Consider the following 20,490-nt stretch of genomic DNA (forward strand, 5'->3'; position numbering starts at 1 on the left):
CCCCTCCCCCCCGTCTCACCACGGCCGACGCCTTCGTTTCACGGGGTTGTGGGACGGCACGGTGATCAGACGTTGGCACGGCACCCGCTCCAGGCGGTGACGAGGTAATATGAAACTGCTCAAGCTCGTCCCCGACGACACCAACATCGATTTCGTCCGGCTGCGCGGCATTGCCTTCGCGCTGACGTTGCTGCTCAGCCTGCTCGCGGTCGGCCTCACCGTCTACAAAGGCCTCAACTTCGGCGTCGACTTCGAGGGCGGCCTGATGATCGAGGAGAAGTTTGCGCAGCCGCCCGCGATCGAGGCGGTGCGCGCGACGGTCGACTCGCAGGGGCTCGGCGAGGCCAACATCCAGCCGATCGGCGACGGCAAGACGCTGACGATCCGTCTGCCCGTCCAGAAGGGCGGCGACGAGGGCGCCACCAACGCCGCGGTGCGTAAGGTGGAGAGTGCGCTCGCCGCGAAATTCCCGGGCAGCACCTTCCTCCGCTACTCGACCGTGTCGGGCAAGGTGTCGGACGAGCTGATCCGCAACGGCGTGCTCGCGGTGGTGCTGGCGATCCTGGGCATCGGCCTGTTCGCGATCTTCCGCTTCGAGTGGCAGTTCGGCGTCTCTACGATCGTCGCGATCGTCCACGACCTGCTGATGACGCTCGGCTTTTTTGCGATCACGCGGTTCGAGTTCGATCTCAACATCGTCGCCGCGGTGCTGACGATCATCGGCTATTCGATCAATGACAAGATCGTGATCGACGACCGCATCCGCGAGAACATGCGCCGTTATCGCAAGATGGACATGCGCGAGATCATCAACCTGTCGGTCAACGAGACGCTGCCCCGCACGGTGATGACCTCCGTGACGATCCTGCTCGCGCTGCTCGCGCTGCTGTTCCTCGGCGGCCACGTGCTGCGCGGCTTCACCGCGGCGATGATCCTGGGCATCATCGTAGGCACCTATTCGTCGATCTACGTCTCGTCGTCGCTGCTGATCTCGCTCGGCCTCCGCGCCGAACCGGAGGGCGGTGCCACGCCGAAACGCAGCGGCATCGAGAACGCCGAGCGCGTCGGGCCGCGCAGCTGATGCGGATGGACCGCGAGCGACCGGCACCGGGGCCGCTCGTCCGCGGCTTCGGTGCGGGCGGCTACCGCGTCGACGCACCCGATGGGACGATGGGGGTCTACCCCGCGCTGCTGCTCACCGCGACGCGCGCCGACATTTGGTCGCCGCCTCCGCTGGAGGCGCTCGACGAGATCGCGCTGGCGCCGCTGCTCGGTGGCCCGATCGAGTTCCTGCTGCTCGGTACGGGAGATACGCTCCGCCGCGCGCCCAAGGCGCTGACTGCGGTGCTGGACGCACGCGGGATCGGCGTCGAGGCGATGGACAGCCGCGCCGCCGCGCGCGCGTGGGGCGTGCTGCGCGCCGAAGAACGACAGATCGCTGCGGCGCTCTACCCGCTGGATTATTGAGCCGCTGCCGTGCTCCTGCGAACGCAGGGGCCCGAGGCTGGGAGCGCTGCGGCCGGCGCCGCTGGGTTCTCGCGTGCGCAGCAACACGGCCGCGTTGAACTCTCCCCCGCCCCGCCGGTTGTCGCCGCAACCCTACGGAGACCGCCCGCTATGCTCGCCTCGCTGTTGATCGCCGCTGTGTCGGGCATGCGCGCGATGACCCCGCTCGCCACCGTCGCCAACGCCGCGCGCCGCGGCGAACTGCCGCGCGACGGCAGCGCGCCCGCGCTGCTCGCACACCCGCTCGTCTCCGCGGGGACGCTCGCGCTCGCCGCCGGTGAGCTCGCCGGCGACAAGATGAAGACCGCTCCCGATCGGATCATCATGCCCGGCATGATCGCGCGCGTTGCGACCGGCGCCTTCGCGGCGGCGAGCCTCGCCCCGCGCAAGCAGCGGGCATTCGCGGCCGTGCTGGGCGCCGGGGTGGCGGCCGGGTCGTCCTATCTCACGTTCCGCGCGCGCGCGACGGCGATGCGCCGCTACGGCCAGACCAGCACAGGCGCGGTGGAGGATGCGATCGCGCTCGGCACCGCGGCGCTGGCGGTGCGCGCCGCGCGCTGACACCAGCGCCTATTGGCAGTCGCGCGGGCATCGGCTAGGCCGCGCGACGGGGCCGGTTTCCGGCTCCACGATCGCGCCGGTGCCCCGACGAGGGGCTCAAATGGGAATGCGGTGAGGGGAGTACTCCCCGAATCCGCGGCTGTCCCTGCAACTGTGAGCGGCGAGCGAGCGGCACATGCCTCCTGCGCAGGCGGGAGGCGGTCACTGGAGCGCGGGGTTCGCCCCGTCCCGGGAAGGCCGTGCCGGGAGCGACGACCCGCGAGCCAGGATACCTGCCGGCGCAGGGTCGCTCTTGCCTTTGGTCCAGGGGATGGCCGGGCACGGTGTTCCGTCTGAGCGACGAAGCCATGCGGTCGGGGCCGCAGCGGCGCGTGGCACGGGCGACGGCGGGCGCCCGTCCGTGGTGCGCGCCGGCCGACCTTCGGCCCCGGTCCACGCACCGTCGCGGCGCCCCGAAGGAACATCATTGCGCAACCTGTCCAAGGTTCCCGTCACCGTCGTCACCGGCTTTCTCGGCGCGGGCAAGACCACGCTGATCAGCCACCTCATCCGCCACGCGAACGGGCGGAGGCTCGCCGTCGTCGTCAACGAGTTCGGCACGCTTGGGGTCGACGGCGCGATCCTCGAGCATTGCGCCATCCCCGACTGCCCGGCCGAGAATATCGTCGAGCTCGCCAACGGCTGCATCTGCTGCACCGTGGCGGACGACTTCATCCCGACGATCGAGCGGCTGCTCGCGCTCGAGCCGCGCCCCGATCATATCCTGATCGAGACGTCGGGGCTGGCGCTGCCCAAGCCGCTGCTGAGGGCGTTCGACTGGCCCGCGATCCGCTCGCGCGTGACGGTCGATGGCGTGATCGCGCTGGCCGACGCGGAGGCGGTCGCCGCCGGCCGCTTCGCGCCCGATCCCGCTGCGGTCGCCGCGCAGCGCGCCGCGGACGACGAGGTCGAGCATGACACGCCACTCGCCGAGGTGTTCGAGGACCAGCTCGCCTGCGCCGACGTGGTACTGCTCACCAAGGCCGATCTCGCCGGCGCTGACGCGGTGACGGCGGCACGCGCGATTGTGCTCGCCGAGGCGCCGCGCCCGGTTCCGATTGTCGCGCTGGTCGACGGTGCGATCGACCCCGGGGTGATCCTCGGGCTCGGCGCCGCGGCGGAGGACGACCTCGCCGCACGCCCGTCGCACCACGACGGGTTCGACGACCATGAGCACGACGATTTCGACAGCCTCGTTCACGAGCTGGGCGAGATCGACGATCCGGCCGTCCTGTCCGCAAGGCTGGCGGCGCTCGCGCGCGACCGTGACGTGCTTCGGGTGAAGGGCTATGCGGCGGTGCGCGGCAAGCCGATGCGGCTGCTGGTGCAGGCGGTCGGCGCCCGCGTGCGCACCAGCTACGACCGGCCATGGCGCGCCGACGAGCTGCGCCGCACCCGGCTGGTAGTCATTGCCGAGCGCGGGCGGGTCGACGCGGCGAGCGTCGGGGCAGCGCTCGCCGGCTGATTTAGCCATGCATGTCCTCTTCCGTGAGACGCACGGGCTCGACGCCGCGGCCGCGCCGCGCGACCTCGCGCAATCGCCCGCCGATCTCGCCGTCCTCTCCTTCTCGGACAGCGACGTGCAGGCCTTCGCCGCGGGCTGGCACGCTGCCGCAGCGAGCGGCGCGGCGCTGCCGTCGCTGCGGCTCGCCAACCTCGCCGAGCTCGCGCACCCGCTATCGGTCGACACCTATGTCGAGGCGACGCTGGCGCACGCGCGCGCGATACTGGTGCGGCTGATCGGTGGGCGCTCCTATTGGAGCTACGGGTTGCAGCAGCTCACACGGCTGGCGGAGGAGCGCGGCATCGCGCTGGCGGTGCTCGCCGCGGACGGGCGCGAGGACGCCGCGCTCGACGCCGCCTCGACACTGCCGCTGGCCGAGCTGCGCGCGCTGGCGCGCCACTGCGACGCGGGCGGCGCCGGGGCGGCGCGGGCGGCGCTGGCGCTGCTCGCGCGCGCCGCCGGGCTTGACGCCGCGCTGCCGGAGGAGGCGCCGCCGCTCGCCGCGGTGGGCGCCTGGGCGGAGGGGGCCGCGCCCACCTGCCCCGCCACGCTCGCCTTCGCGGTGACGCGGCCGCGCGTGCTGCTCGTCTTTTATCGCTCCTATCTGCTCGCCGGCGACGTTGCGCCGATCGCGGCGCTGCGCGAGGCGCTCGCCGCGCGCGGGCTGCCGGCCGCCACGCTGTTCGTGCCCTCGCTCAAGGTGCTCGAGGCGCGCGGCTGGCTGCGGCGCTGGGTCGCCGCGCTCGCGCCCGAGGCGATCGTCAGCGCCACCGCCTTCGCCGCCGGCGATGCCGAGGATCCGTCCCCGCTCGACGGCGCCGGCGCGCCAGTCTTCCAGGTGGCGCTGGCGACGTGCGACCGTCGCGACTGGGCCGACTCGGTGCGGGGGCTCTCGCCGGCGGACCTCGCGATGCACGTGGTGCTGCCCGAGGTGGACGGCCGCGTCTTCGCCGGGGTGGCGAGCTTCAAGGATGCGACCGCGCGCGATCCGGCGCTGGAGTTCGCGCGGCGCGTGCACCAGGCCGATGCGGCGCGAGTCGGCGCGATCGCGGATCGGGTCGCGGGCTGGGTCGCGCTTGGGCGTCGACCGCGCGGCGAGCGGCAGATCGCGCTGGTGCTCTCGACCTATCCGGGCAAGAGCTACCAGCTGGCGCACGCCGTCGGGCTTGATCCGCTCGCGTCGGCCGCGGCGATGCTGCGCGACTTGGCCGAGGTGGGCTATGATGTTGAGGCGGGCGGGATCGAGGCGCTGTGTGGGGTGCCCGCGGCCGGCACCGCAGACGTGCCGCCCCGGCGAACGCCGGAGGCCAGGTGGGAAGGCTCCTGCGATAGCGCCGCGAGGTCTCCCGACCGGATCCCAGCATCCGGCGAGGCGATCACGCGGTTTGGTGACGATCGCTTTCTCCGCGTGCCGGCGTTGGAGCCCTCCCTCACGTGGCCGATCGCCGACTATGAGCACGCCCTTGCGGCGCTCCCCCGCGCGCTCCAGGAAGCGCTGACGGCAACCTGGGGCACCCCTGCCGAGGACCCCGCGGTCGCGGGCGAGCGCTTCCACTTCGCCGCCCTGGAGCGCGGCAAGGCGCTCGTCGCGCTTCAGCCCGAGCGCGGCGACCCACGCGCGCGCGGCGACGACTACCACGACGTCGCGCGGGTGCCGCGCCATGCCTATGTCGCCTTCTATCTCTGGCTGCGCGCGCGCGGCATCGACGCGATCGTCCATGTCGGCGCACACGGCACGCTGGAGTGGCTGCCGGGCAAGGCGGTGGCGCTGTCGGACGAATGCTGGCCCGAAGCACTGATCGGCGCGACCCCGCTGATCTATCCTTTCATCGTCAACGATCCCGGCGAGGCCGCGCAGGCCAAGCGCCGCGCCGCCGCCGTGACGCTCGGGCACCTGCCCCCGCCGCTGGTACGCACCGAGGCCGGTGCGGGGCTTGGTCGGCTCGAGCTGCTGCTGGACGAGTTCTCCGCCGCTGACGGGCTCGATCCGGCGCGGCGCGAGCGGCTGATCCGCGACATCGCCGACGAGGCGACGGCTACCGGGCTCGCCGCCGAGCTCGACCTCGCCGGCTGCGCCGGCGACGCCGAGCGAGTCACGCGCATCGACGCCTTCGTCTGCGACGTGAAGGACGCGCGCTTCGGCGACGGGCTGCACGTCTACGGCCGTGGCGAGAGCGGCGCGGCCGAGCGTGACGGACTGCTCACAGCGCTCGACGGGCGGCGCGTCGCCGCCGGACCGGCGGGCTCGCCCGCGCGTGGCGCCGCGGTGCTGCCGACCGGGCGCAACCTGTACGGCGTCGATCCGCGCGCCACGCCATCGCGCGCGGCGCATCGCCAGGGTGTAACGCTCGCCGAGGAGCTGCTGCGCCGTCACTTGCAGGATGAGGGCGATTACCCGCGCACTTTGGTGGTGGATCTGTGGGGCTCGGCGACGATGCGCACCGCGGGCGAGGAGTTCGCGATGGCGCTTCACCTCCTCGGCGCGGCGCCGATGTGGGACGATGGCTCCGATCGCGTGACGGGGGTCGAGATCCTGCCACTGGCGCTGCTCGATCGTCCGCGGATCGACGTGACGCTGCGCATATCGGGCCTGTTCCGCGACACCTTCCCGCCGCTCTGCGCGTTGTTCGGCCAGACCGTGCGCGCGCTTCACGAGCGCAACGAGCCGCGCGACCTCAATCCCTTCGTTGGCGAGGCGGCGGAGCCGCGCGTCTACGGCCCGGCGCCCGGCGGCTATGGCGTCGGGCTCGGCGACAGCATCGAGCGCTACGGTGAGCCGGGGCGCGCCTCCGCTGGCGCGCGGTGGCTCGCCGCCTCGTCGCACGCCTATGACGATGCCGTCGCTACCCCAGCCGGGCGCGACGATGCTGCCGCGCTCCGGCGTCGAGTGGCCGCAGCCGAGGCTTTGGTCCACCCGCACGACCTGCCCGAGAGCGACCTGCTCACCGCCGCGGACGTGGCCGCGCATGTCGGCGGCTTCGCGGCGGCCAGGGCGGCGCTGGGCGGCGAGGCGCGGTTGCTCCACCTCGACAGTCGCGACCCGACGCGCCCGCGCGCCCGCTGCATGGACGAGGAGATCGCGCGGGTGATGCGCGCGCGCGCCGCCAACCCGCGCTGGCTCGCCGGCATGATGCGCCACGGTTATCGCGGCGCGGCCGAGATCGCGGCGACGCTCGACCATCTCGCCGCTTTCGCGCATCTCGCGCGTATCGTCCCGCCCGCGCTGCTCGACCTCTACCACGATGCCACGCTCGGCGACGCGGCAGTGCGCGACTTCCTCGCCGACGCCAATCCGGCGGCGCTGGCGGCGATGCAGGCCCGCTTCCGCGCGTTGCACCGCTCGGGTCTGTGGTCGACGCGGCGCAACGCGATCGTCGCCGCACTCGGGGATGCGGCATGAGCGCGATACGCGGCTGGTGCCCGAGCGCGTGGCGGCCGATGCTGGCAGGCGACGGGTTGCTGCTCCGCGTCCGCCCACCACTCGCGCGGCTGACCCGCGCGCAGGCGCTGCTGGTCGCCGAACTGGCGACGGCGTACGGCAACGGTGCGATCGATCTCACGCGTCGCGCGGCGCTTCAATTGCGCGGCTTCGACGAGGCGGGCTGGCGCGCGGCGGTGGACCGCCTGGTGTCGGCCGGGCTGGTCGATCCCGATCCCGCGATCGAGGCAGTTGCGCTCACGGTGGCGCCGGACTGGCGTGAGGGCGACGACACACATCGGGTCGCGTGCGCGCTGACGGCGCGACGCGGTGACCTGCCCCCTCTTCCGGCCAAGTTCGGGATCGCGGTCGACGCGGGTGAGCGCTCGGTGCTCGGCGACGCGCCGGCGGACCTGCGGGTGGAGCGGGGCGTCGACGGCGGGCTGATCCTGCGCGCGGACGGGCGAGCGAGGGGTGTTCGCCTGGGGCGCGGGAAGGAGGTCGACGCGATCGTGGCGCTGGCCGACTGGTTCGCCGCGAGTGAGGGTGCGACCGCGGGCCGCATGGCGCGGCATGCGGCCGTGCTGCCGGCCTGGGCCTCGGGGGGTGCCACGCCGCTCGTGGGCGAGTTGGAGGGCGAGCAGGTAACGCCGCGCTACGGCCGCGTCACCGGCATTGAACTGGCGTCGCTTGCCGACAAGCTCGAGGCGCTGCGGGTCACGCCGAAGCGCTCGCTGCTGCTGGAGCGTGGCGCGGCGCGTGTGCCGGCACCCCCAAGCTCGTCTAACATCCCTTTCTGGAAGGAGAGGCGGCACGCCGAAGACCTGTTGGAGGGATGTCGCGGCGCGGGTATGTCGCTGACCTCACCGGAGGCGACATCCCTCCACCAGCCTGGGGCTGGTCCCCCTGCCGTACCAGGGGAGAATAGGGTTCGCGTCAGCGGCGCCGTACAAGCACGTCCAAGGTCACCACTTGCTTCTGCACCGCACCGTGCCCGCGTGGACGCCTGCGTCGGTGCCCCTGCCTGTCCACAGGCAAGCGTCGTCACGCGCGCGCTCGCCGACCTGCTCGCCGCAGCGCCGCTCGCCGGTCCGATCCACGTCTCCGGTTGCACCAAGGGCTGCGCCCGCAGCGCGCCAGCCGCACTCACGATCGTCGGGCGCGGTGGTCGCTACGACCTCGTGCGCGACGGTCGGGCCGACTCGCCCCCCTTTCGCCGCGGCCTCACCGCCGCGGCGCTGCTCGCTCAACTCGGAGCCGATTGAATGCGACCTTCCCACGAGACCGACGGCGCGACGATCTACCGCCAGTCGTTCGCCATCATCCGCGCCGAGGCCGAGCTAGGTCGCTTCTCGGCCGGGGAGGAGCCGCTGGCGGTGCGGATGATCCACGCCGCGGGCCTCGTCGCTTTGGCCAGCGACATCCGCTTCTCGCCTGGTTTCGCCACTGCCGCGCGCGCGGCGCTGGCCGCGGGCGCACCGATCCTGTGCGACGCGCGCATGGTGAGCGAGGGGGTCACGCGCGCGCGGCTGCCCGCCGACAATGCGGTGATCTGCACGCTCCACGATCCCGCCGTGCCATCACTCGCCACGGCGCTGAAGACCACGCGCTCCGCTGCCGCGCTGGAATTGTGGCGCCCGCATCTCGGCGGCGCGCTGGTCGCGATCGGCAACGCGCCGACCGCGCTGTTCCACCTGCTTGCGATGCTCGACGACCCCGCCTGCCCGCGCCCCGCCGCGATCATCGGCTGCCCGGTCGGCTTCGTCGGCGCGGCCGAGTCGAAGGCGGCGCTGTGGTGCGAGGCGCCCGTGCCGTGCGCGATCGTGACGGGACGACTCGGTGGTAGCGCGATCACCGTCGCGGCGGTCAACGCGCTGGCGAGCGCGGCCGAGTGAGCGCGGGCACGATCCACGGCGTCGGCCTGGGGCCGGGCGCGGCTGACCTGATGAGCGTCCGCGCCGATCGACTGGTACGCGGCGCGCAACACCTGGCCTTCTTCCGCAAGCGCGGGCGGCCCGGGCACGCGCGCCGGCTGGTGGAGGGCATGCTGCGCGCCGATGTCGTCGAATATGCGATGGAATATCCGGTCACGACCGAACTGGCGGTGAGCGATCCGGCGTATAACGCGCAGCTCGCCGCCTTCTACGCCGAGAGCGCCGCGCACCTAGCCGCGCTCGCCCGCGCCGGCGAGGAGGTGGTGGTGCTGTGCGAGGGTGACCCGTTCTTCTACGGCTCCTTCATGCACCTGCACGCGCGGTTGACGGGCGAAGTGCCGGTGGCGGTGGTGCCGGGCGTCACCGGCATGTCGGGCGCCTGGACGGCGAGCGGTGCGCCGATCACCTGGGGCGACGACGTGCTCACCGTCGCCACCGCGACCCTGCCCGAGGCCGAGCTGACCCGCCGCGTGCGCGACACCGACGCTTTGGTGGTGATGAAGGTGGGTCGCCACCTGCCCAAGCTGCGCCGCGCGCTCGCCGCCGCTGGTCGCGAGGACGCCGCCTGGCTGGTCGAGCACGCCGCCATGCCCGAACAGCGAGTCGTCCCGCTCGCCGAGGCGGGTGAGACCGCGCCTTATTTCGCGATCGTGCTGGTGCACGGTCAGGGTCGGCGCCCGTGACCGTATCGGCGAACGTGGGCTGGCTTGCTATCGCTGGGCTCGGACCCGGCGGCGAGGCACTCGTCACGCCCGAGGTGAGCGCTGCGCTTGCCGCGGCGACCGACGTGATCGGCTACGTGCCCTACGTGCGTCGCGTCGCGCCGCGCGCCGGCCTGACCCGCCACGGATCGGACAATCGCGTCGAGCTCGATCGCGCGCGCCACGCTTTGTCGCTCGCCGCCGCCGGCGCGCGCGTCGTGGTGGTGTCGTCGGGCGATCCCGGCGTGTTCGCGATGGCGGCGGCGGTGTTCGAGGCGATCGAGGCGGGCGAGCCGGACTGGCGCGCGCTCGACGTGCGCGTGCTGCCCGGGATCACCGCGATGCTCGCCGCGAGCGCGCGCGCCGGCGCGCCGCTGGGTCATGATTTCTGCGCGATCAACCTGTCGGACAATCTCAAGCCCGCGGCGCTGATCGAGCGTCGCCTGCGGCTGGCGGCGGAGGCCGACTTCGCGATCGCACTCTACAATCCGCGCTCGGCCGCTCGGCCGGACGGGCTCGACCGCGCGCTCGCCGTGCTGCGCGGGGCCTGCACCGACTCGCGCCCGGTGCTGTTCGCGCGTGCGGTGACGACGCCTGCGGAATTGCTGCGGATCGTGCCCCTGGCGGAGGCGCGCGGCGACATGGCGGACATGCGGACGGTGGTGATCGTCGGCTCGAGCCGGACGCGGGTGATCGAGCGCCCCGGTGCGCCCTGGCTCTACACCCCGCGGTCGGTCGCGTGATCGAGCCAGTCGAGCACCGCCGCGACACTCTCGCACGTCCGCCGCGGCGGCAGCGTGGGACGGTCGATCATCAGCACCGGCACGCCGAGCGCGCGCGCCGCCGCGAGCTTGGCCGCGGCCCCCTCGCCGCCCGCGTTCTTGCACACGATCAGCTCGGTGCGATGCGCCTCCAACAGCCGCCGGTCGCCCGCCGTGGTGAACGGGCCGCGGTCGATCACCACTCGATGCGTCGGCAGCGCGGGCGCGCGCTCGGGCGGGTCGACGAAGCGGAGCAGATAATCGTGCTGCGGCCGCGCCGCGAAGCGGTCGACGTGCATTCGTCCGAGCGCGAGCATCACCCGGCGCGACGGTCCGGCGAGCGCGGCGACTGCGGCGTCGAGGTCGGCCGCGAAGGTCCAGCGATCGCCCGCGCCCGCGCGCCACGCCGGCCGGGTGAGCGCGACCAGCGGCACCCCCGCCTGCTCGGCGGCCGCGACCGCGTTGGCGCTCATCTGCGCGGCGAAGGGGTGGGTCGCGTCGACGAGATGCGTGACCTGCTCGATACGCAGCCAGGCGGCGAGTCCCTCGGCGCCACCGAACCCACCAACGCGCACGGGCACCGGCTGCGCGCGCGGCTGCGCGGTGCGGCCAGCGTAGCTCAAAGTCGCGCGCACGCCCTTCTCCGCGACCGCGGCGGCGAGCGCGCTCGCCTCCGTGGTGCCGCCGAGGATGAGAAGGTGCGGCATGGCTGAGCGGGGTCCGTGGCTGACGATCGTCGGGATCGGCGAGGATGGACCGGCGGGGCTGTGCGCCGCAAGCCGCGCCGCGCTCGACCGCGCCGCCCACGTGTTCGGCGCGCCGCGCCAGCTCGCGCTGCTGCCGGCCCTGGCGGCGACACAGGAGCAATGGCCCGTCCCCTTCGCCGCGGGTGTGGAGCGGCTGCTGGCGCGGCGCGGCCGGCCGACAGTGATGCTCGCCTCGGGCGACCCCTTCTGGTTCGGCGCGGGCGCCACGGTCACCGCGCTGCTCGGGCGCGACGAGTGGGTGGCTTACCCCGCGCGCTCTACCTTCGCGCTGGCGGCGGCGCGGCTCGGCTGGCGGCTGGAGGAGACCGCCTGCCTTGGTCTGCATGCCGCGCCACTCGGCCGGCTGCGTCCGCTGCTTGCGCCCGGCGAGCGCGCGATCGTGCTGGTACGCGACGGTGACGCCGCCGCGGAGACGGTACGCTATCTCGTCGCGCAGGGCTTCGGCGCCAGCGCGGTGACGGTGCTGGAGGCGCTCGGCGGTGCGCGCGAGCGCGTGTGCACGACCACCGCCGCGGCATGGGATCTCGACGATGTCGCGCATCCGGTCGCGCTCGCCATCGCGGTAAGCGGCGACGGCCGCGTCATGCCGCGCGCGAGCGGGCTCGCCGACGACTGGTTCGCGCACGACGGCCAGCTCACCAAGCGACCGCAGCGCGCGCTGGCGCTCTCCGCCCTCGCGCCGCGCGCGGGCGAGCTGCTGTGGGACATCGGCGCCGGATCGGGCTCGATCGCGATCGAATGGCTGCTCGCGCACCCACGCACCGTGGCGGTGGCGATCGAGCGCGACCCGGTCCGCGCCGCTCGCGCCCGCGCCAACGCCAACTCGCTCGGCGTGGACCGACTCCGGCTGGTCGACGGCGCGGCGCCGGCGGTGCTGGCCGACTTGCCGCCGCCCGACGCGGTGTTCGTCGGCGGCGGGCTCTGCGACGCGCTGCTCGATTGGTTGTTCGGCTCCCTGCCTGCCGGCACCCGGCTGGTGGCGCACGCCGTGACGCTGGAATCGGAGGTGCTGCTCGCCGCGCGGCATGCCGCGCACGGCGGCGCCCTGCTGCGGGTGGAGCTGGCGGAGGCGGCCGCGCTGGGCAGGCGGCGCGGTTGGCGCACCAGCTTCCCGATCGTGCAATGGAGCGTCACCCTGTGATCGTCGCCGGGTTCGGCTGCCGCGCCAGCGCCACTGCGGAGTCGCTCGACGCCGCGCTCGCCGCCGCGGCCGAGGGGCGATCGGTCGACCGGCTCGCCGCTCCGGCCGATCGTATCGCGCTGCTCGCGCCGCTCGCGCGCGCACGCGGCCTCCCGCTCATCGCCGTCGCGGACGACGCCCTCAGCGCGATCGTCACCCCGACCTGCTCACCCGTCAGCCTCGCCGCGCGCGGCACCGGCAGCGTCGCCGAGGCCGTCGCGCTCCACGCCGCCGGTCCGAACGCACGCCTGCTCACGAGCCGCCGCATCTCCCCCGATCGACGCGCCACCTGCGCGCTCGCCCAAGGAACTCCATGACCGTTCACTTCATCGGCGCCGGCCCCGGCGCGCCCGACCTGCTGACGCTGCGGGGCCGTGACCTGATCGCCGCCGCGCCGGTGTGCCTCTACGCCGGCTCGCTCGTCCCGGCCGCGGTGCTGCGCCACTGTCCGCCGGGCGCTCGAATCATCGACACCGCGCCGCTGTCGCTCGACGACATCGTCGCCGAGATCGCCGCCGCGCACGCCGCCGGGCAAGACGTGGCGCGGCTGCACTCGGGCGACCTCTCGGTCTGGTCCGCGGTCGGCGAGCAGCTGCGCCGGCTGCGCGCGCTCGACATTCCTGTCACGGTGACCCCCGGCGTCCCCGCCTTCGCCGCTGCGGCCGCCGCGCTGGAGAGCGAGCTGACGCTGCCCGGCATCGCGCAGTCGGTGGTGCTCACGCGCACGTCGGGCCGCGCCAGCGCGATGCCGCCGACGGAGACGCTCGCCGCCTTCGCCGCGACCGGCGCGACGCTGGCGATCCATCTCTCGATCCATCGCCTCGCCGAGGTGGTGGAGACGTTGCTGCCGACCCACGGCGGCGACTGTCCTGCGGCGGTGGTGTGGCGCGCGACTTGGCCCGACGAGCGCGTGGTCCGCGGGACGTTGGCGACGCTCGTCGGCGCCGCCGCGGGTGGCCCTGAGCGTACTGCACTGATTCTCGTCGGTCGCGTGCTCGGCGCCGAGCGCTTCGACGAGAGCCGGCTCTACGCCGCCGACTATGACCGTCGCTTCCGGGCAACCGCCGGGCCGGCGACGTGACGCCGGGCCTGATGATCGCCGCCCCCGCCTCGGGCAGCGGCAAGACAACGGTGATGCTCGGGCTGCTCCGCGCGCTCGCCGACGAAGGCGTGGTCGTGCAGCCTTTCAAGAGCGGCCCCGATTATATCGATCCGGCCTTCCACCGCGCCGCGTGCCGGCGCGACTCCTACAATCTCGACGGCTGGGCGATGCCGGGCGCGCTGCTCGACTCACTCGTCGCGCGCGCGGGTGACGCCGAGCTGGTGCTGGCCGAGGCGTCGATGGGGCTGTTCGACGGCGTCGCGACGCCGGGGCAGAGCGGTACCGGCGCGGGGGCGGAGATCGCGCGACGCTTCGGCTGGCCCGTCGTGCTGGTGCTCGACGTCAGCGGCCAGGCGCAGTCCGCCGCCGCGACCGCGCTCGGCTTCGCGACGCTCGACGCCGGGGTGCGGATCGCCGGCGTGATCCTCAACCGCGTGGCGAGCGCACGGCACGAGCGGCTCGCGCGCGCGGGCATGACATCGGCCGGGATCGCGGTGCTCGGCGCGCTGCCCCGCGCGCCCACTCTGCGTCTCCCCGAGCGCCACCTCGGCCTCGTACAGGCGGACGAGCATTGCGACCTCGAGGAGCGGATCGCCGCCCACGCCGCCTTCGCCTGCGCGCACCTTGACTTGAGCGCCCTGCGTGCTCTCGCCGCGGGCGGGCTTGCCGGATCGGCTACGTCTCGGATCGACCCGCCGGCGCAGCGGATCGCGCTCGCGCAGGACGCCGCCTTCTCCTTTACCTACCCGCACCTGCTGAGCGGCTGGCGCGCGGCGGGGACGACGCTGCTCCCCTTCTCGCCGCTTGCCGACGAGCCGCCCGCAGCAGACGCCGATCTCGTGTGGCTGCCCGGCGGCTATCCCGAGCTCCACGCCGGCCGCATCGCCGCCGCCACGCGCTTCCTCGAAGGGCTTCGCGCGCACGCCGAGACGCGTCCTGTCTACGGCGAGTGCGGCGGCTATATGGTATTGGGCGAGGCGCTGGTCGACGCGGACGGCACTCACCACCGCATGGCAGGGCTGCTCGGATTGGTGACGAGCTATGCGACGCGGCGGCTGCACCTCGGCTATCGTCGCGCGACGCTGGCGCGGCGCCTCGGCGCCTTCGCGCCCGCCACGACACTGTTCGGACACGAGTTCCACTATTCCTCGATCCTCGCCCAGCCGGATGCGCCGCTCGCCGCCGTGACCGACGCGGATGGCGTCGCGGTGGCGGAGACGGGCTCGGCGCGCGGCCATGTCAGCGGCAGCTTCTTTCACCTGATCGCGGCGGCACGATGATCGCGCTCAGCCTCATCGGTATCGGCACCGGCAACCCCGACCATCTCACCCGCGCGGCTGAGGCGGCGATGCGCGCCGCCGACCTGATCCTGCTGCCGCGCAAACGCGCCGAGACTGCCGAGCTGCTCGATTTGCGCGCGGCGATCTGCGCCGCGGTGGTCGGCGACGCGGCACGGACCGCGACCTTCGATGTGCCCGGGCGCGATCCGGCGCTGCCCTACCTGGACGGGGTCGACGCGTGGCACGGCGCAATCGCGGCGGCGTGGCGCGAGGCGATCGCACGCCACCTGCCCGGCGGTGGCCGAGTCGCGCTGCTCGTCTGGGGAGACCCCTCGCTCTACGACAGCAGCCTGCGCATCGCCGCGCGGCTCGACGCCGGCGCGATCCCGGTGATGGTGGAGGTCGTGCCCGGCATCACCAGCCTGCAGGCGCTCGCCGCGGCGCATGCCATCCCGCTCACCGCGCTCGGCGCGCCCTTGCTCGTCACGACCGGGCGCCGGCTCGCCACGGAGGGCTGGCCCGGCGACATCGAGATGGTGGCGGTAATGCTCGACTCGGGCTGCGCGTTCGAGCAGCTGGACCCGGCGGGCACGACAATCTGGTGGGGCGCCTATCTCGGCATGGCGCAGCAATCGCTGCTCGCGGGTCCGCTCGCCGCGACGGCGCCCGCGATCCGCGACGAGCGCACGCTGCTGCGCGCGCGGCACGGCTGGATCATGGACTGCTACCTGCTCCGCCGCGACGCAGCTCGCGCAGACGCCAGCGATCGGTGAACGACAGCGCCACGGTGGCGAGCGGCGCGACGTCGATCGCCAGCGTCGCCGTCATGGGCAGCGCGAGCGCGTGCGCCAGCGCGGCGCGGATCACCGCGGCGTGCGTCACCGCCAGCCAACGCCCCTCGCCCGCCGCGGCGAGCGGGTCGAGCCACGCACCGACCCGCGCACGCACCGCGTCGAGCGACTCGCCGCCGGGCGCCCCGCGCTCAGGGGCAGCGATCCAGGCGACCACCTCGTCCTTGGGCAGGGTGGCAAGCGCGCGGCCGCGCCACGCGCCGGCGTTTTGGTCGGCGAGCGCCGGCTCGTCCGTCGCGACCAGGCCCAGCGCCTGCGCGGTCTCGCGCGCCGACCGCTCGGGCGCGACGACGCAGCGCCACGACGCCGCCGGGCCGAGCCGCAGCGCCTCCACCTTGGCGAGTCCAACGGGATCGAGCGCGTCGTCCGGCTGAGCGAAGCGCGCGGCGCGCGTCGCGTCCGTCGCGCCGGCGCAGAGCAGCAGCAGGCGAACGGTCATGATGGGGCTCCTGCTCGGTTGACGCGGTGCCGCTCAGCCGCCACAGCTGCGTGCCTCAGCACCGGGCGGGAAGCCGGTGAGACTCCGGCGCGGTCGCGCCACTGTGATCGATGGCCTCAGCGCTGTCGAGAGTCAGACCCCGCCCGGCGCATCAACCCGCTATTCCGGGCGCGCTTCCCCGGACTGGAGCCGAACCGATGACCAGCCGCGTCGCCGCGCGCCCGCTCGCCGCCCCCGCACCTGCTCCCGCCGGTGCGATCCCGCTCGCCGAGATTGCTCCCTGGGCCGTCTTCGCCGCGATCGTGGCGCTGATCCTGCTCTATTTCGTCAGCACCGAGCAGGGCGCCTTCGCGCTGTTCAAGGGCATGTACGTCCACGAGTTCGTCCATGACGGACGGCACCTGCTCGGCTTTCCCTGCCACTAAGCGCAGGGTCACATCATGACAGGGCTGCTGCTTTGGCGAGGGATGCTCGCCGGGCTCGCCGGCGCGTTCGTCGCCGCCACCTTCGCACTGATCGTCGCGGAGCCGCACGTCGACGCCGCGATCGCCTTCGAGGCGCGCCATGCCGCGCAGGCGGGCGGGGTCGAGCTGGTGTCGCGTGCGACGCAGAAGACGCTGGGGCTGTACACCGCGATGATGCTCTACGGCACCGCGCTGGGCGGGCTGCTCGCCATCGTGGTGGCGGCGTGCCACGGCCGCATCGGCGCGATTCCGCCGCGCGCGCTGGCGCTGCTGCTCGCCGCATTCGCCTGCGTCGTGCTGGTGCTCGCGCCCGCGCTCAAATACCCGCCGACGCCGCCTGCGGTGGGACTGCACGAGACCGTGCGGCTGCGCACCGGCGCCTTCCTCGCGATGCTGGCCGGCTCGCTGATCGCCGCGCTCGCCGGCGCATGGACGGCGCAGCGGCTCGGCGCGGTGCTCACCCGGCTCGATCGCTGGCTCGCGGGCGGGCTGGTCTATCTCGCCATCGTCATGCTCATCGCCGCGCTGCTGCCGCCCGTCGACGAGGTGCCCACCGACTTTCCCGCCTCGCTGCTGTGGCAATATCGCGTCGCCGCGATTGCTGGGCAGATGATCTTCTGGCTCATCACCGCCGAGCTGTTCGGCCGGCTCGCGCAGCCGCTGCTCGCGCCGCGGGTGGCGCGGTGACCGCGACCGAGCAGCGGCACACCGAGAAGATGCGCCGGGTCCAGGTGAGCCGGCGCGCGATGATGGCGACCAAGACGCAGGAGAAGGGCTTGCTGATCGTCCACACCGGCGCGGGCAAGGGCAAGACCACCGCCGCCTTCGGCATGGCGGTGCGCACGATCGGTCACGGCATGCGCGTCGGCATCGTCCAGTTCGTCAAGGGTGCGATGTCCACGGGCGAGCGCGCGGTGTTCGACGCCTTCCCCGACCTCGTCACCTTCCGCGCCATGGGCGAAGGCTTCACCTGGGACACGCAGGATCGCGCCCGCGACATCGCGGTGGCGCGCACCGCTTGGGAGGAGGTGGCGCGGATGGTCGCAGACCCGTCCTATGCGATGGTGATCGCCGACGAGCTCAACATCGTGCTGCGTTACGACTATCTGCCGGTGGACGAGGTGCTCGCGGTCGCTGCCGCGCGGCCGGCAATGACGCACCTCGTCGTTACCGGTCGCAACGCACCCACCGCCCTGATCGAGGCCGCGGACCTCGTCACCGAGATGACCCAGGTCAAACACCCGTTCCGCGGCGGGGTGAAGGCACAGCCGGGAGTGGAATTCTGATGGTCGTTCTCCGCGCCGTCCCATCCGGCACCTCGGTGGTGGCGTGCACCACCTGCCGCCACAGCGCCGAAGCGCGCGAGGACGGCGACGGCGCGCGCGGCGGTGCGCGACTCGCCGCCGCGCTGCGCGCGCTGCAGGCGAGCGACCCGGCCTATGCTGCGGTGGCGATCGAGGAAATGCCGTGCCTGTTCGCGTGCAGCGACTTCTGCACCGTTCACCTGCGTGCACCGGGCAAGGTCGGCTATGTGCTCGGCCGGTTCGCGCCCGATGACGACGCCGCGCGCGCGATCCTCGACTATGCCGCGCGCTATGCCGCCACCGAGACCGGCCAGGTGCCGTTCAAGGAATGGCCGGCCGGCGTGAAGGGGCATTTCCTCACCCGCACTCCTCCCGAGGGCTATGTCGTCGCATGATCCGGCTCGACACGCCCGCCGCACTCGACGCCGCGCTGCGCACCCTCCCCGCCGCGAACGCGGGCGCACGCGCGGCCGCGGCGGCGCGGCAGGCTCAGCTCACCAAGCCGCGCGGGTCGCTCGGCCGGCTTGAGGAGATCGCGCTGTTCATGGCCAGCTGGCAGGCGCGCGCCATCCCCAAGCTTGCGCACGGCCGGGTCGCGATCTTCGCGGGCAATCACGGCGTCGCGGCGCGCGGCGTGAGCGCCTTTCCGCCCGAGGTCACCGCACAACAAGTGGCGAACTTCGCCGCCGGCGGTGCCGCGATCAACGCCCTCGCCGGCGCTGCCGGGCTGGAGCTGACCGTCACTGCGCTCGAGCTCGACCGCCCCACCGGCGATATCGCCGAGGCCGACGCGATGAGCGTGGCCGAGTGCGGCGAGGCGCTGATGGCCGGAGTCGCCGCGGTCGAGCCCGGGCTTGACCTGCTCGTTCCCGGCGAGATGGGCATCGCTAACTCTACCGTCGCCGCCGCACTCTGCGCCGCCGCGCTCGGCGGCGACGCGGCGGACTGGGTCGGCCCGGGCAGCGGGGTGAGCGGCGCGGCGGCGACGGCCAAGCACGACGCGGTTGCGCGCGCGCTGACGCGTCATCGTGCCCGTGCCAACACGCCCTTCGAGGCGCTGCGCCGGCTCGGCGGGCGCGAACTCGCCGCCATCGCGGGCGCAGTGATCGCGGCGCGCCACGCCTGCGTGCCGGTGCTGCTCGACGGCTTCATCGCCACCGCCCCGCTTGCACCGCTGGCGGTAACGGCACCGACGATCACCGACCATTGCCTCGCCGGCCATCGCTCGGCCGAGCCCGGGCACGCGCGGCTGCTCGCCGGGCTCGGTCTCAAGCCGCTACTCGCGCTCGACCTGCGGCTCGGCGAGGCAAGCGGCGGCGCGGTCGCCGCCGCGGTGGTGCGCGCCGCGCTCGCCGCGCACGAGCGCATGGCCACCTTCGCCAACGCGGGGGTGAACGCGGGGTGACCGCCCCGGTCACGCTCCACCTGATGCGTCACGGCGTTACCGCCCAGGCGGGGCACCTCAACGGCGGCAGCGACGTGCCCGTCACCGCCGCCGGGCTGGCGAGCTGCGTCGCCGCTGCCGCATCGATTGGCTTCGCGCGGGTGGTGACCTCGGACCTGGCGCGCGCGCACGATTGCGCCGTCGTGGTCGCGAGCGTGGCCAAAGTGCCGGTCAGCACGGACGCACGCTGGCGTGAGCTCCACTTCGGCGAGTGGGAAGGCCGTCACCCCGACGTGCTCGACCCGGAGCGGCTCGCCGCCTTCTGGGCCGACCCGGACGGCGCCGCCCCGCCCGGCGGCGAGCGCTGGTCGACGCTCACCACGCGCGTCGGGGCGGCGTGGGAGTCGCTGACCCCCGACACACTCGTGCTCACCCATGCCGGCGCGATCCGCGCCGCACTGGCGGTCGCGTGCGGGCTCGACTCGCGGCAGGTGTGGATGTTCGACCTGCCCTATGCCGCGACGGTGACGCTGCGACGCTGGCCGGGCGCAACGCCGGTGACCCAGATCGCCGCGCTGCGATGATCCGCTCGCTTATCGTCGCGCTCGGCTTTCTCACGCGGCTGCCGCTGCCGCGCGTGCAGGTGAGCGAGCGCGACTGGGCAACCTCGATCCGCTGCTACCCGCTCGCTGGCCTGATCGTGGGGGCGATCGTCGCGGCGGCGGGCGCACTCGGGGCCGCGCGCGACCCATGGCTCGGTGCCCTGGCGGCGCTGGTCAGCTGGATCGCGCTCACGGGCGCGCTCCACCTCGACGGGCTGAGCGACCTTGCCGACGCGCTCGGCGCTGCACACGGCGACCGCGCACGGCTGCTGCGCGTCCTCGCCGAGCCGCAGGTGGGAAGCTTCGGCGTGGTCGCGATCACGCTCCAGTTGCTCGCGAAGCTGGTGCTGCTCCACGAACTGCCGCGCGGAGGCTGGTGGACGCTGCCGCTGGTCGCAGCGGCGGCGCGCGCGGGGCCGCTGGCCTGGGCGCGCTGGCTGCCGCCGCTCAAGCCCGGACTTGGCGCGACGCTGGCGGGCGCGGTGCGCGCGCGCGACCTCGCCGGTTGGGGTGCGCTGCTGCTCGTCGCGGGGGTGCTTCAGCCGGCACTGTTCGCCGCGCTGCCGCTGATCGGGCTGTACGGCTGGTGGCTGAAGCGGCGGCTCGGCGCGATCAACGGCGACGCGCACGGCGCCGGGGTGGAACTGGTCGAGACCGGGCTGCTCGTAATGGTTGTCGCGTTGGGCTGAGCGT

At 73.7% G+C, this 20,490-nt stretch carries 23 protein-coding genes and 1 riboswitch; of the genes, 21 read left to right on the forward strand and 2 right to left on the reverse strand.

Translation table 11 applies throughout. The features are described 5' to 3' along the window. Window positions 1–109: 109 nt before the first annotated feature. The 9 genes from secF to cobJ all read left to right on the forward strand — a co-directional run bounded on the left by secF (window position 110) and on the right by cobJ (window position 10,406). Window positions 110–1,081: a protein translocase subunit SecF gene (secF, locus tag QBJ89_RS15005; protein WP_277981284.1), complete on the forward strand. Its 972-nt coding sequence runs from the start codon at window positions 110–112 to the stop codon at window positions 1,079–1,081. Continuing rightward, window positions 1,081–1,467, forward strand: coding sequence for an Mth938-like domain-containing protein (locus tag QBJ89_RS15010; protein ID WP_277981285.1), 387 nt, complete (start codon window positions 1,081–1,083; stop codon window positions 1,465–1,467). Before secF ends, QBJ89_RS15010 begins: the two co-directional genes overlap by 1 nt. 150 nt (window positions 1,468–1,617) lie before the next feature. Next, a complete protein-coding gene (locus QBJ89_RS15015; RefSeq protein WP_277981286.1) occupies window positions 1,618–2,067 on the forward strand; it encodes a DUF4126 family protein in 450 nt (149 codons plus the stop codon). 60 nt (window positions 2,068–2,127) lie between these two features. Continuing rightward, a riboswitch (cobalamin riboswitch) is annotated at window positions 2,128–2,361 on the forward strand. A gap of 172 nt (window positions 2,362–2,533) precedes the next feature. Next, complete coding sequence (cobW, locus tag QBJ89_RS15020) at window positions 2,534–3,571, forward strand: cobalamin biosynthesis protein CobW (protein ID WP_277981287.1); 1,038 nt, start codon at window positions 2,534–2,536, stop codon at window positions 3,569–3,571. Window positions 3,572–3,578: 7 nt separating this feature from the next. Beyond that, window positions 3,579–7,010 carry a cobaltochelatase subunit CobN gene (gene cobN, locus QBJ89_RS15025; RefSeq protein ID WP_277981288.1) on the forward strand — a complete coding sequence of 1,144 codons (3,432 nt, stop codon included), beginning with the start codon at window positions 3,579–3,581 and terminating at the stop codon, window positions 7,008–7,010. Continuing rightward, window positions 7,007–8,293, forward strand: coding sequence for a cobalamin biosynthesis protein CobG (locus QBJ89_RS15030; RefSeq protein ID WP_277981289.1), 1,287 nt, complete (start codon window positions 7,007–7,009; stop codon window positions 8,291–8,293). The genes cobN and QBJ89_RS15030 overlap by 4 nt, the downstream gene beginning before the upstream one ends. Continuing rightward, window positions 8,294–8,923: a precorrin-8X methylmutase gene (locus tag QBJ89_RS15035; protein ID WP_277981290.1), complete on the forward strand. Its 630-nt coding sequence runs from the start codon at window positions 8,294–8,296 to the stop codon at window positions 8,921–8,923. Further along, on the forward strand, window positions 8,920–9,645 hold the full coding sequence (gene cobI / locus QBJ89_RS15040) for a precorrin-2 C(20)-methyltransferase (RefSeq protein ID WP_277981291.1): 726 nt from the start codon (window positions 8,920–8,922) through the stop codon (window positions 9,643–9,645). Before QBJ89_RS15035 ends, cobI begins: the two co-directional genes overlap by 4 nt. Then, on the forward strand, window positions 9,642–10,406 hold the full coding sequence (gene cobJ, locus QBJ89_RS15045) for a precorrin-3B C(17)-methyltransferase (protein WP_277981292.1): 765 nt from the start codon (window positions 9,642–9,644) through the stop codon (window positions 10,404–10,406). Before cobI ends, cobJ begins: the two co-directional genes overlap by 4 nt. On the opposite strand, the gene QBJ89_RS15050 is transcribed toward cobJ, so the two are convergent. Then, complete coding sequence (locus tag QBJ89_RS15050; RefSeq protein ID WP_277981293.1) at window positions 10,382–11,131, reverse strand: cobalt-precorrin-6A reductase; 750 nt, start codon at window positions 11,129–11,131, stop codon at window positions 10,382–10,384. The genes cobJ and QBJ89_RS15050 overlap by 25 nt on opposite strands. Here QBJ89_RS15050 and cbiE point away from each other — a divergent pair. From cbiE to cobF, 5 genes are read left to right on the forward strand one after another with little or no spacing between them, the layout of a single operon-like run. Continuing rightward, window positions 11,130–12,332, forward strand: coding sequence for a precorrin-6y C5,15-methyltransferase (decarboxylating) subunit CbiE (gene cbiE / locus QBJ89_RS15055; RefSeq protein ID WP_277981294.1), 1,203 nt, complete (start codon window positions 11,130–11,132; stop codon window positions 12,330–12,332). The genes QBJ89_RS15050 and cbiE overlap by 2 nt on opposite strands. Next, on the forward strand, window positions 12,314–12,688 hold the full coding sequence (locus QBJ89_RS15060; RefSeq protein WP_277981295.1) for a cobalamin biosynthesis protein: 375 nt from the start codon (window positions 12,314–12,316) through the stop codon (window positions 12,686–12,688). The genes cbiE and QBJ89_RS15060 overlap by 19 nt, the downstream gene beginning before the upstream one ends. Next, entirely contained in the window at window positions 12,685–13,452 is a 768-nt protein-coding gene (gene cobM, locus QBJ89_RS15065; protein WP_277981296.1) for a precorrin-4 C(11)-methyltransferase, read from the forward strand. Before QBJ89_RS15060 ends, cobM begins: the two co-directional genes overlap by 4 nt. 11 nt (window positions 13,453–13,463) lie before the next feature. After that, the gene (locus QBJ89_RS15070; protein ID WP_277981348.1) at window positions 13,464–14,753 is read left to right on the forward strand and encodes a cobyrinate a,c-diamide synthase; all 1,290 of its coding nucleotides are present in this window, start codon (window positions 13,464–13,466) and stop codon (window positions 14,751–14,753) included. Then, window positions 14,750–15,526, forward strand: a complete 777-nt coding sequence (cobF, locus tag QBJ89_RS15075; protein WP_277981297.1) for a precorrin-6A synthase (deacetylating) — start codon at window positions 14,750–14,752, stop codon at window positions 15,524–15,526. Before QBJ89_RS15070 ends, cobF begins: the two co-directional genes overlap by 4 nt. On the opposite strand, the gene QBJ89_RS15080 is transcribed toward cobF, so the two are convergent. Continuing rightward, window positions 15,468–16,043 (reverse strand): histidine phosphatase family protein, encoded by a 576-nt coding sequence (locus tag QBJ89_RS15080; RefSeq protein WP_277981298.1) that lies wholly within the window; start codon window positions 16,041–16,043, stop codon window positions 15,468–15,470. The genes cobF and QBJ89_RS15080 overlap by 59 nt on opposite strands. A 197-nt stretch (window positions 16,044–16,240) precedes the next feature. On the opposite strand from QBJ89_RS15080, the gene QBJ89_RS15085 reads away from it, so the two are divergent. From QBJ89_RS15085 to cobS, 7 genes are read left to right on the forward strand one after another with little or no spacing between them, the layout of a single operon-like run. Beyond that, window positions 16,241–16,468, forward strand: a complete 228-nt coding sequence (locus tag QBJ89_RS15085; protein ID WP_277981299.1) for a CbtB domain-containing protein — start codon at window positions 16,241–16,243, stop codon at window positions 16,466–16,468. A gap of 15 nt (window positions 16,469–16,483) precedes the next feature. Further along, complete coding sequence (locus QBJ89_RS15090; RefSeq protein ID WP_277981300.1) at window positions 16,484–17,194, forward strand: CbtA family protein; 711 nt, start codon at window positions 16,484–16,486, stop codon at window positions 17,192–17,194. Then, window positions 17,191–17,793 carry a cob(I)yrinic acid a,c-diamide adenosyltransferase gene (gene cobO, locus QBJ89_RS15095; RefSeq protein WP_277981301.1) on the forward strand — a complete coding sequence of 201 codons (603 nt, stop codon included), beginning with the start codon at window positions 17,191–17,193 and terminating at the stop codon, window positions 17,791–17,793. The genes QBJ89_RS15090 and cobO overlap by 4 nt, the downstream gene beginning before the upstream one ends. Further along, the gene (locus QBJ89_RS15100; RefSeq protein ID WP_277981302.1) at window positions 17,793–18,206 is read left to right on the forward strand and encodes a DUF1636 domain-containing protein; all 414 of its coding nucleotides are present in this window, start codon (window positions 17,793–17,795) and stop codon (window positions 18,204–18,206) included. Before cobO ends, QBJ89_RS15100 begins: the two co-directional genes overlap by 1 nt. Continuing rightward, window positions 18,203–19,216 carry a nicotinate-nucleotide--dimethylbenzimidazole phosphoribosyltransferase gene (gene cobT / locus QBJ89_RS15105; RefSeq protein ID WP_277981303.1) on the forward strand — a complete coding sequence of 338 codons (1,014 nt, stop codon included), beginning with the start codon at window positions 18,203–18,205 and terminating at the stop codon, window positions 19,214–19,216. The genes QBJ89_RS15100 and cobT overlap by 4 nt, the downstream gene beginning before the upstream one ends. After that, entirely contained in the window at window positions 19,213–19,779 is a 567-nt protein-coding gene (locus QBJ89_RS15110; protein ID WP_277981304.1) for a histidine phosphatase family protein, read from the forward strand. Before cobT ends, QBJ89_RS15110 begins: the two co-directional genes overlap by 4 nt. Then, on the forward strand, window positions 19,779–20,486 hold the full coding sequence (gene cobS / locus QBJ89_RS15115; RefSeq protein WP_277981349.1) for an adenosylcobinamide-GDP ribazoletransferase: 708 nt from the start codon (window positions 19,779–19,781) through the stop codon (window positions 20,484–20,486). Before QBJ89_RS15110 ends, cobS begins: the two co-directional genes overlap by 1 nt. Window positions 20,487–20,490: the final 4 nt, after the last annotated feature.

The organism is Sphingomonas phyllosphaerae, assembly GCF_029623345.1.
In the GTDB taxonomy this organism is placed as follows: domain Bacteria; phylum Pseudomonadota; class Alphaproteobacteria; order Sphingomonadales; family Sphingomonadaceae; genus Sphingomonas; species Sphingomonas phyllosphaerae_C.

What these genes read in the sequence shown, in the direction of transcription:
- secF (WP_277981284.1), top strand. Translation starts at nt 110, where the DNA reads ATGAAACTGCTCAAGCTCGTCCCCGACGACACCAACATCGATTTCGTC.
- QBJ89_RS15010 (WP_277981285.1), top strand. Translation starts at nt 1,081, where the DNA reads ATGCGGATGGACCGCGAGCGACCGGCACCGGGGCCGCTCGTCCGCGGC.
- QBJ89_RS15030 (WP_277981289.1), top strand. Translation starts at nt 7,007, where the DNA reads ATGAGCGCGATACGCGGCTGGTGCCCGAGCGCGTGGCGGCCGATGCTG.
- cobF (WP_277981297.1), top strand. Translation starts at nt 14,750, where the DNA reads ATGATCGCGCTCAGCCTCATCGGTATCGGCACCGGCAACCCCGACCAT.
- QBJ89_RS15080 (WP_277981298.1), bottom strand. Translation starts at nt 16,043, where the DNA reads ATGACCGTTCGCCTGCTGCTGCTCTGCGCCGGCGCGACGGACGCGACG.
- cbiE (WP_277981294.1), top strand. Translation starts at nt 11,130, where the DNA reads ATGGCTGAGCGGGGTCCGTGGCTGACGATCGTCGGGATCGGCGAGGAT.
- cobM (WP_277981296.1), top strand. Translation starts at nt 12,685, where the DNA reads ATGACCGTTCACTTCATCGGCGCCGGCCCCGGCGCGCCCGACCTGCTG.
- QBJ89_RS15060 (WP_277981295.1), top strand. Translation starts at nt 12,314, where the DNA reads ATGGAGCGTCACCCTGTGATCGTCGCCGGGTTCGGCTGCCGCGCCAGC.
- QBJ89_RS15070 (WP_277981348.1), top strand. Translation starts at nt 13,464, where the DNA reads ATGATCGCCGCCCCCGCCTCGGGCAGCGGCAAGACAACGGTGATGCTC.
- QBJ89_RS15035 (WP_277981290.1), top strand. Translation starts at nt 8,294, where the DNA reads ATGCGACCTTCCCACGAGACCGACGGCGCGACGATCTACCGCCAGTCG.
- QBJ89_RS15085 (WP_277981299.1), top strand. Translation starts at nt 16,241, where the DNA reads ATGACCAGCCGCGTCGCCGCGCGCCCGCTCGCCGCCCCCGCACCTGCT.
- QBJ89_RS15050 (WP_277981293.1), bottom strand. Translation starts at nt 11,131, where the DNA reads ATGCCGCACCTTCTCATCCTCGGCGGCACCACGGAGGCGAGCGCGCTC.
- QBJ89_RS15100 (WP_277981302.1), top strand. Translation starts at nt 17,793, where the DNA reads ATGGTCGTTCTCCGCGCCGTCCCATCCGGCACCTCGGTGGTGGCGTGC.
- QBJ89_RS15090 (WP_277981300.1), top strand. Translation starts at nt 16,484, where the DNA reads ATGACAGGGCTGCTGCTTTGGCGAGGGATGCTCGCCGGGCTCGCCGGC.
- cobN (WP_277981288.1), top strand. Translation starts at nt 3,579, where the DNA reads ATGCATGTCCTCTTCCGTGAGACGCACGGGCTCGACGCCGCGGCCGCG.
- QBJ89_RS15015 (WP_277981286.1), top strand. Translation starts at nt 1,618, where the DNA reads ATGCTCGCCTCGCTGTTGATCGCCGCTGTGTCGGGCATGCGCGCGATG.
- cobT (WP_277981303.1), top strand. Translation starts at nt 18,203, where the DNA reads ATGATCCGGCTCGACACGCCCGCCGCACTCGACGCCGCGCTGCGCACC.